The 9,754-nt window shown below is 39.8% G+C and carries 9 protein-coding genes and 1 pseudogene; 8 read left to right on the plus strand and 2 right to left on the minus strand.

All coding sequences use genetic code 11. The features are described from left to right. Window positions 1-242: 242 nt before the first annotated feature. The 3 genes and pseudogenes from LQZ76_RS09465 to LQZ76_RS09475 all read left to right on the plus strand — a co-directional run. Window positions 243-809, plus strand: a pseudogene (locus LQZ76_RS09465) (ECF-type riboflavin transporter substrate-binding protein); the annotation flags it as partial. Between the two features lie 78 nt (window positions 810-887). Then, entirely contained in the window at window positions 888-2,579 is a 1,692-nt protein-coding gene (locus tag LQZ76_RS09470) for an ABC transporter ATP-binding protein (protein ID WP_230099477.1), read from the plus strand. After that, complete coding sequence (locus tag LQZ76_RS09475; protein ID WP_230099469.1) at window positions 2,572-3,402, plus strand: energy-coupling factor transporter transmembrane component T family protein; 831 nt, start codon at window positions 2,572-2,574, stop codon at window positions 3,400-3,402. Before LQZ76_RS09470 ends, LQZ76_RS09475 begins: the two co-directional genes overlap by 8 nt. Window positions 3,403-3,627: 225 nt before the next feature. Here LQZ76_RS09475 and LQZ76_RS09480 read toward each other — a convergent pair whose 3' ends face one another. Next, window positions 3,628-4,218, minus strand: coding sequence for a LysM peptidoglycan-binding domain-containing protein (locus LQZ76_RS09480; RefSeq protein ID WP_230099470.1), 591 nt, complete (start codon window positions 4,216-4,218; stop codon window positions 3,628-3,630). 30 nt (window positions 4,219-4,248) lie between these two features. Next, complete coding sequence (locus LQZ76_RS09485) at window positions 4,249-5,097, minus strand: hypothetical protein (RefSeq protein WP_230099471.1); 849 nt, start codon at window positions 5,095-5,097, stop codon at window positions 4,249-4,251. A gap of 160 nt (window positions 5,098-5,257) precedes the next feature. On the opposite strand from LQZ76_RS09485, the gene LQZ76_RS09490 reads away from it, so the two are divergent. The 5 genes from LQZ76_RS09490 (at window position 5,258) to LQZ76_RS09510 (ending at window position 9,662) form a co-directional block, all read left to right on the plus strand. Further along, window positions 5,258-6,301 (plus strand): LLM class flavin-dependent oxidoreductase, encoded by a 1,044-nt coding sequence (locus tag LQZ76_RS09490; protein ID WP_230099472.1) that lies wholly within the window; start codon window positions 5,258-5,260, stop codon window positions 6,299-6,301. Beyond that, window positions 6,294-6,977 (plus strand): NADPH-dependent F420 reductase, encoded by a 684-nt coding sequence (locus tag LQZ76_RS09495; protein WP_230099473.1) that lies wholly within the window; start codon window positions 6,294-6,296, stop codon window positions 6,975-6,977. The genes LQZ76_RS09490 and LQZ76_RS09495 overlap by 8 nt, the downstream gene beginning before the upstream one ends. 85 nt (window positions 6,978-7,062) lie before the next feature. Then, the gene (locus tag LQZ76_RS09500; RefSeq protein WP_230099474.1) at window positions 7,063-7,893 is read left to right on the plus strand and encodes an NEAT domain-containing protein; all 831 of its coding nucleotides are present in this window, start codon (window positions 7,063-7,065) and stop codon (window positions 7,891-7,893) included. 197 nt (window positions 7,894-8,090) lie between these two features. Continuing rightward, entirely contained in the window at window positions 8,091-8,705 is a 615-nt protein-coding gene (locus LQZ76_RS09505) for a DUF1361 domain-containing protein (RefSeq protein ID WP_230099475.1), read from the plus strand. Window positions 8,706-8,714: 9 nt separating this feature from the next. Beyond that, window positions 8,715-9,662, plus strand: coding sequence for an AEC family transporter (locus tag LQZ76_RS09510; RefSeq protein ID WP_230099476.1), 948 nt, complete (start codon window positions 8,715-8,717; stop codon window positions 9,660-9,662). Window positions 9,663-9,754 lie beyond the last annotated feature (92 nt).

The raw sequence follows: 9,754 nt of genomic DNA on the forward strand, positions 1-9,754 counted from the left end.
GTGCTCGCTAATTTATTCACTTTTTTCAAAATAAAAAAATTCCAGATGGAAATGATACTCATTTCCATCTGGAATTTTTATTTAAGAGGTAGTTATGTCACAACCCCTTTTATTATTTTATGGGAGTGGTGAGTTGCTAAAATAATTTTTAGATATCTAAATAAAGACTGCTAGACGCTCAATTTTATAGTAATATTTTAAGTGATACATTTTATGCACATATATAAGAGATAATTGAGATTATGAGAGGAGTACAAGTGAACAAGCAAACTAGACGAAGTGGGTTAAGTGTAAGGACGGTAGTCGCCATCGGTATAGGAACCGCTATTTTATTCTTATTAAAACGATGGGTATCGATTCCAACATTTTTCCCAAATACAAGTATTGATACGTCATATGGTTTTTTAGGTTTTTTTGCCGTGCTATTTGGGCCTTTGGCGGCCTTTATTATTGGCTTTGCTGGGCATGCCCTTAATGATGCGACCCAATTTGGTAGTCCATGGTGGTCATGGGTCTTTACTACTGGTTTAGTCGGTTGGGCAATTGGTTTTTTAAAAAACTATCTTGCGATTGAAAGTGGTCAATTTGGTAAAAAGAAAATTGCGATTTACAATACGACCCAAGTTATTATTAATGTGATTGGTTGGGGCTTAATTGCCCCCAGTCTGGATATGTTAATTTATTCAGAACCGGCGAACAAAGTTTTTGTCCAAGGGATAATTGCTAGTATTTCTAATAGTATTTCAACTGGGGTTATCGGTACTATTTTATTAATCGCTTACGCTAAATCACGGACCCAGAGTGGGAGTCTAGTTAAGGAAGCACAACCTAAAGCGGCGGTGGTAGCTACGACCCAAACAGTTAATTCAGTTACTAGTAACACGGTCATTAATTTTGAAAATGTTAGTTTTAAATATGACAGTCAGGCCGAACCAACCTTACGAAATATTAACTTAACCATTAATCAAGGTGAAAAGGTATTGATTGTTGGTCCTTCTGGCTCAGGGAAAACAACGCTCGGTAACTTGATTAATGGGTTGATTCCCCACGCTTTAACTGGGGAATTAACTGGTAAAGTAACGGTGGCGGGCGTCGATGTTGCGCGTGCTAATTTATTTGATTTATCACTTCATGTAGGAACCGTCTTACAAGATCCCGATAGTCAATTTGTGTCATTAACGGCCGCAGAAGATATCGCATTTGCTTTGGAAAATGATGAAACTGCACTACCAACGATGCAAGCAAAAGTTAAACACTGGGCAAAGGAACTTGATTTAGAATTACAATTAAGCCAAAATCCGCAAACGTTATCCGGTGGTCAAAAACAACGAAATGCGATGGCGGGGGTTCTCATTGATGAAGGTGAAATATTATTATTTGATGAACCTCTTGCAGCGTTAGATCCCGCTGCTGGGGCCCAAGCAATGGCGTTAATTGAACAGTTACATGAACGTTTGGGAATGACTGTTGTGATGATTGAACACCGAATTGAAGATGTGTTGGCCCAACCTGTTGATCGCATCATTGTGATGAGCGAGGGGCAAATTATTGCCGATGACCGACCAGAAGTGATTTTACAAACGGCTTTATTTAAAGAAGTTGGTTTGCGGGCACCATTATACCTAGAAGCTTTACAAGCAGCCCAAGTCCCATTAACCGCGGTAACTAATTTAAGTGATGTTGAAAAAATCACGGCCCCAGATTTAGGAAAGCAGCTCCAAATTTGGCAAGCGCAACCTAGTCCAGCCACGGCTAAAGGAGCAACGACACCGTTACTCACATTAGCCCACGTTGATTTTAAGTATGTTAATGGGCCCCAGATTTTTAAAGATTTTAATTTAACGATCAACCAAGGGGAAATGCTCGCTATTGTTGGTAAAAACGGGGTTGGTAAAACAACCCTTAGTCAATTAATCACGGGATTTGTTCAACCAAATGCTGGGACGATTACGCTTGGGACGACTGACTTAGCAACGCTATCTGTTAAAGAACGGGCCGACAAGATTGGTTATGTAATGCAAGATCCCAATCATATGATTAGTAAAGTGCTTATTCGAGAAGAAGTCGCCTTAGGATTAGTATTACGTGGGCTAGCACCGGCTGAAATTGATCGCCGGGTTGATGAAGTCTTAAAAGTTTGTGGCTTGTATGCCTTTCGAAATTGGCCGATTTCAGCATTGAGTTTTGGGCAGAAAAAACGGGTGACAATTGCCAGTATTTTAGTTTTAGCCCCCAAAGTTATCATTTTAGATGAACCAACGGCGGGGCAAGATTGGGCCCACTATACCGAAATGATGCAGTTTTTGCAGCATTTAAATGCTACCACGGGAGTAACATTAATCTTCATTACACATGATATGCATTTAATGTTAGAATACGCTACGCGAACGGTTGCTTTGGGTGCTGATGGGATTTTAGCCGATGCTAGTCCGGCGACGGTTTTAGCTGATGCTACGGTGGTCGCCGCCGCATCGTTAGCCCAAACCAGCCTCTACAAGTTAGCCCAACGCTTCCAACTTAATCCGGTTAACTTTACCGAACAAGTGATTAAATATGAAATGCGAGGTCAACATGAATAATCAATTATTTGGGTACGACCCGCAAGATACGTGGTTACATCACTTAGGTGGCGCCACAAAATTATTAGCATTTATTGGCCTATCAGTGATTGCGATGGCCAGTTATGATACGCGCTTTACAATTGTGGTCATGATTTTGACGTTGATTTTGTTTAAACAAGCTAAAATTACGTGGCGCCAAATTAGTTTAGTAGTTAAAGTGATTTTTGCATTTTCCGTCCTTAATTTAATTACAGTCTACATTTTTGCGCCAGAATATGGCGTCCACATTTATGGCACCCGACACTTACTTTTAGGGAACCATGGTTATTTCACGTTGACACAAGAACAGCTATTTTATGAATTTAACTTGGCGCTTAAATATATTGTGACTGTTCCATTAGCATTGATTTTCTTAATCACGACTAATCCAAGTGAATTTGCGGCTAGTTTGAATCGGGTCGGGGTTTCATATCGAATTAGTTATGCGATTGCGTTGGCTTTGCGCTACATTCCGGATGTGCAAGCAAACTATTTACAAATTAGTTTAGCGCAACAAGCCCGCGGGTATGAACTTTCAAAGAAAGCCAAGCTCGCTACCCGCTTAAAAGGGGCAACGCAAGTCTTAATGCCGCTAATTTTTTCAAGCCTCGAACGAATTGATACCATCAGTCAAGCGATGGAATTACGCCGCTTTGGGCGCAATAAAAAGCGTACATGGTATATGGACCATAAGCTAGGTAAAGCTGATTATGGGACGTTACTAGTGGTTGCAGGCATTATTGTAATTGGTATTGGCCTCTTTAAAGTTAATGGTGGACGTTTCTTTAATCCATTTAAATAACGAGGCTGACATACCTAATTTAACAATACGAAAATAGGAGCTGTGACAGAAGTCGGGCGATATCGAGAAATACACTAAAAATCCTCTATGAAGAAATTCTTCATAGAGGATTTTGTCGTATTTCGAATATATCGGACTTCTGGAGCGCGTTTTGGTAGCAATTTAGTACTTGAAAAGAGTTATGTCACACTCCCTTATTTTGTGTGATAATGCCCACCGATTTGGTTAATACCATTGGTGGGTTTTCCAGTGGGCCATGGCATTAGCCCACGAACCATATCGTTTGCTGACATAATCTTGGGCCACTCGTTCTTGATTAGCAGGTGAAAAATCACCATTTAAATAGCTTTGATCGAGTTGGTATTTCCCGATATATTTTCCATTGCGAACCGTGTAGCTCCCATGTGATTCATGGGTCACGATATAATCACGGGCCGAACTTTCCGCAGCATCTAGAGCTGGTACCATGCTAGTTACCGGGGCTGATGCGGTGGTAAGCGTGGGTGCGGCCGTAGCGGTTGCGTCAGGATTGACGGGAGCAACCGTCTCATTAGCTGTCCCCGGAACAATTAATTGGTTACCCGCATAAATCATATCCGGGTTACTAATATGATTGGCCGTTGCTAATTGAGCCACGGTTGTATGATACTTTACAGCCAAAGCAGATAATGTGTCACCCCATTGAATGGTGGTACTGTCGGTCGACTGAGCTTGATTGAGGGCATCAGTAAAAGCGGCTTGCTGAGATGCAGCTGGTTTTGGATTAATTACTTGGTGATTAGTAGAGTCAAGTGGGGGGAGTTGGTTGATTTCCATTGGGGGCAGGGCTCCTTTGATAGGGCAAGGTTATTTGATGCTAGCGGCAAATTTAATGGCCGTAGTTGGGTCATGGGCTTCGATGGTGTAAACAATATTTTGTTCTTGCCATTTAATGATTTGATCACGCGCTCCTGGATTGATATTAACGTCAAATTGGATTTGGCCATATTTATTAGGGGCAGGTAGACTGTAAGTATTTAATAATTGGACGACTTTTTTAGCCATCGGCGTGGGGTCTTGATTTTCAATATTAATCGCATGTACAGATAGTGACCAGTTACCTTCATTCCATAATAAGTGAATATTCCCAGCACCACGGTCAGCGTAACCAGTAAGGCCACTACCTAAATCAGTAGTTGGCAAGCCCTTGTTAGCTTGGGCATCAATATGGTTGATTTGGGCTGCTGCTTGGGCGTTAGAACTAAAGGTTTCCTTTTTTAAAGTTGCATACGGATTTTGTTTGCTAAGCGCCGCGGCGTTAAAAGCACTAGGTTGATTACCAACGCTATAAAAAATTTGATAATTAGTCGTATTTCCAGTATAGCGGACATTTAAATTTTGACTACCTTTTTGGAGACCATCCGCTTGTGGTAAAGCAATGTCTCCGAGGGCGGCTTGTAATTGGTGATTTAATTGGCCAATACGGCTCGTAGTACTAGCCTTTTTAACTGCTAGTTGTTTACTTTGGTTTTGGGTGCCGCTAGTCGTAGCTGCATCAGTTGACGAACTTGATGATGTACTTGTATTTTGGCTAGTGGAACTTTGACTGGTTGAACTATTGGTGCTCGTTGATTTGTTAGCTGAATCTGAATGGCCGCAGGCAGCTAAGGTGAATCCAAGTAGCACCACCGGAATTACTAATCCAAATTTTTTCATTTTAGTAACCTCATTTTTATAAGTTTATATTGTCCTTATTATAATTTAAAGTTAAGCGATTCTGCAAATATTTACGTGTTTAATTGAAAAGGTTTGCTAAAAAGATGCTTTGTGATATACTTACTAAAAATAAGTAAATGGATATGATAGAGGTATTAAAATGGAAAAAATTTTATTTGGACTAGACACATTTGGTGACATTCCCGCTAATGAAAATGGTGAATTGTTATCAGACGCGCAAGCCCTACGGCAAGTTGTGGCTGAAGGAGTTTTAGCAGATCAATTAGGGGTCGATATTATTGCACTCGGTGAACACCACCGCGAAGATTTTGCGATTTCAAGTCCCGAAATGGTCTTAGCTGCTATGGCGATGCAAACGGAAAAGATTAAGTTATCAACAGGGGTAACTGTATTGAGTTCAGATGATCCGGTTCGTGTTTTCCAACGCTTCTCAACGTTAGACGCACTCTCAAACGGCCGGGCCCAAGTTATGTTAGGTCGTGGTTCATTTACGGAATCATTTCCATTATTTGGGTTTAATTTAAATGATTATGATGTGTTATTTGAGGAAAAACTTAATTTATTTAGCCAATTACTAACTGAAAAACCGGTTACTTGGCAAGGAACAACACGGGCACCGTTACAAAATGCTGACGTGTATCCAAAAACTGAAAGTGGTCATTTAGATACATACGTTGGAGTTGGTGGTTCACCAGAATCAATTATTCGTGCGGCCCGGTATGGGTTACCAGTTATGTTAGCTATTATCGGTGGTTCACCAGAACGATTTAAGCCATACATGCGATTATATGAAAAGGCGACGGAACAATTCCAGACACCAGTTCATCCGGTGGGTATGCACTCACACGGTGTGATTGCACCAACAGATGAAGAAGCTCGTGAGTTAGCATGGCGTTCAATCCGTGTATCAATGGATCGCATTGGACGTGATCGTGGTTGGGCCCCAATGACACGTGAACGATTTGAAAACGAAATTGAAAATGGTTCATACTATGTTGGTTCACCAACTACAGTGGCTAAAAAAATTGCCCGTACGATTAAAAACCTTGGGGTTAAACGCTTTGATTTAGTTTACAGTGCAGGGAATCAAACGGTCGCTGAACGAGAACAGACTATTGAACTATACGCCAAGGAAGTTATTCCGCAAGTCCGAGCTATTTTAGCGGAGGCAGCCAATGACTAAACAAATTGGTATCATTGGGGCGGGAAAATTAGGCGTTGTCTTAGCCCAAATCGCACTCCAAGCAGGTTATCAAGTGCAGATAGCTGGTTCGGGGTCCGCTGAAAAAATTGCTTTAACGATGACGGTCTTAGCACCTGGAGCTAGGATCATGACCAGTACCGAAGTGTTAGCTAATAATGAGGTGATCATCCTAGCATTACCATTAAGTAAGTTTAACCAACTTGACGCCGCGAGTTTGGCGGGTAAATTAGTCTTGGATGCCATGAATTATTGGTGGGAGGTTGATGGTAAACGGGCTGAATTTAATGATCCCCGAGTCGGCACTAGTGAATTAGTTCAAAATTATTTTAAGGATAGCAATGTTGTTAAAGCCTTTAATCACATGGGGTATCATGATTTATTGGATGAATCAATGGTGATTAATCCAACTAACCCAATGCGCAAAGCCATTGCGGTGGCTGGTGATAATGGACAAGCGGTGGCACAAGCACGACAAATTGTCACTGATTTTGGTTTTGATGCTTTGGTGCTAGATGATTTGAACGCTGGATTAAAATTACAACCTGGTGTGAATACTTTTGGGGCAAATTTACCGTACGAAGACCTTCAAACGGCCATTCTGAATTATGATGAGACGCCATTTGGTCAAGAAATTGCAAAATTAAAATTACAATAAATGCTAGCGTTAGTAATCTTACATTATGGTATAATTTATTTTTGAATATAACTAATTGAATTAGTTGAATAGAGGAATAAATAAAATGAATGTAAAAAAGTTAACCATGGCTAATTTAGTAGCAATGGTAATGATTGCCGTTAGTTTAGTGTGTGCCCCTAAGGCAATTCATGCTGATACTTACCAGACTGGCTATACTATCGTGGATAGTCAGACTAATCAAGTATCTTCAATTGATCCGTTTTTTGATAAACCAGCCCAAGTAACGGCATTGGGATCACGGTATAAAGTTACTTTTAATATCGAACTAGTTGGTCCGCTTTCAAATAGCCAGATTACATCATTAATTATTGATGGTAGCCCGGTAGCTGTTAATGTGCTTAGCAATGACCCTGATGACAAAGTATCACAAGTGACATTTTACACGGCGGATTTACAACGGGCATTAAGTGGTTCAATCTCATTAGCTGGCCAAACATCTGGGTATCAGTTCCAATTCCAATTTGGGAGCAATAATGTCCCAAATAGTAATGCCAATAATAATGCGAGTCAAGCAAGTTCATCATCAAGTAGTGCTACTGCGAGCTCAGCAAGTAGCGCAAGTGCGGTAATGAGTAGTCAAGCAACTAAGAAAGCTGAAGCAACTACTAGTTCATCATCATCTTCAAGCGCTTCAAGTTCATCATCAAGCAGTTCATCATCATCATCTTCAAGTTCATCTTCAAGTGCCGATGATCAAACAAGCAGTGATACTGACAGTAGTAGTTCCCACAAAAAGCATCACCAAGCGGCAACTGATAGTAGTGAGAAAACAACTAAAAAGGGTAGCTTATTAAACCCAGTTGTTTTAACTATTATTGGCGCAGTCGTGTTGATTGGGGCTTTTGCGTACTGGCGCTCAGTTAGCCACAAATAAGTAGTTTAGGCTAAAAATGTGATAGTATTTAATTAAATTAGTCAGTCAGTTTGCTAAAAATTGACTGACTTTTTTACTAGGTAATCCTTATTATTTCAAGGGTCTAAAGATTACTTAATAAATTTAAAAAATCTTTTTGTTTCGCGAGATTCCGCGTTATGATAGAAAACAATAGAACTATACAAGGAGGTCGCAATTTGTTAAAAAAAGAGTTCCCACAAATTGTCTTGTTGCATATATTAGTCGTTATGTTTCTTGGTTTTTTGTATATCACTAAAAATCAATATATGTTTTTAATCGTTAATGTCACGTTGGCCTTGATTCCATTTGATATTAGTCTTGCCATTAAGCATATCAAGAGTAATATTATTGCTGGTTTATTAGGGTTGATATGGCTCGCCTTTTATCCGAATACGATGTACATGATTACTGATTTTATTCATTTATCAGCCATCGGTACCAATATTGTAACGGCCTATCAATATGCGCACTACGCAATCTTAGCCTTAGGGATTTTCTCAGGCGTGCTATTTGGACTTGGAAGTGCGACGCTTGTGTTTGAACGCTTTGTCCGCGACCCGGACTTTAGTATTCAAGTCCTTTTTTACGGGGTTTTATCATTTATGTCATCCGTTGGAATTTATCTAGGCCGTTATAAACGATTAAATACGACCGATTTGATTACTAATTTTCATGGTACGTTAATGCAAATCAAACATGCCTTCACACCAGATATGATTGCCTTTGTGTTTTGCTTTGTCTTAGTCCAATTATTCTTGTTCGCCGTTTTTCAAATTATGAAAGAACGATAGGGGCCACTAATGAGTGTTTTTTTACATGGTATTTCAGGTGTTTTGATTATTTTAATCATGATTGCGGTGGGGTTTATTTTAACGAAACGCAACTGGTTTGATGCCAAGTCAGCACGCTTACTGACGCGCTTGGTAACACAAATATCATTACCTGCCTACATGGTGGTGACCATCACACAAAAATTTCAAGCCCATGAGCTATTAGCAATTATCCCTGATTTACGCTTTCCCGTAATTTCAATGATGCTACTAATGGTCTTGGCGATGATTTTAGTCCAGGTATTTCAAATTAAACGTTCTCGCCGCGGTTTATTTACGTCGATGTTTTTTAATTCAAATACGGTCTTTGTGGGGTTACCAATTAATCAAGCGTTGTTTGGGGACAAAGCGATTCCCTATATTTTAATTTACTATATGGCCAATACGACGATCTTTTGGACGTTGGGAGTGTATTTAATTCAACGGGATGGGAAAGTTGCGGTGACCTTTGATTGGAAAGCGACTTTAGGTAAGATCTTTTCACCACCATTAATGGGCTTTATTGTCGGGGTTATTTTAGTGTTATTGCATATTCAATTACCAACGTTCATTAATCAGGACTTAAATTATTTAGGTGGCTTAACGATCCCATTATCAATGATTTTTATTGGTTACTCAGTTGCCAATGCTGGTCGCGGGAATCTTAAACTACGGCGAGATAATATTTTGATTATTTTGGGCCGGTTTGTGATTGCCCCTGTTTTAATGACATTATTATTGCTACCAACTAAAATGCCATTACTAATGAAACAAGTTTTTATTTTACAATCAGCAATGCCGGTCATGACTAATGCGCCGATTATTGCGAGCTTGTATGAAGCGGATGTTGATTACGCTGCGATAATGGTAACTGAAACGACCGTCCTATCACTAGTGATTGTGCCGTTTTTAATGTTATTAAGGCTCTTTGTCAAATGATGTTGATATTGAGTTTTTAGACTCTAAATCGTAAAAGATTTAGGGTCTTTTTTTATGCCAATTCTAATCGAATACGATTAAAAAAATTGGCT

Source organism: Periweissella ghanensis (assembly GCF_918814755.1).
Lineage (GTDB): Bacteria > Bacillota > Bacilli > Lactobacillales > Lactobacillaceae > Periweissella > Periweissella ghanensis.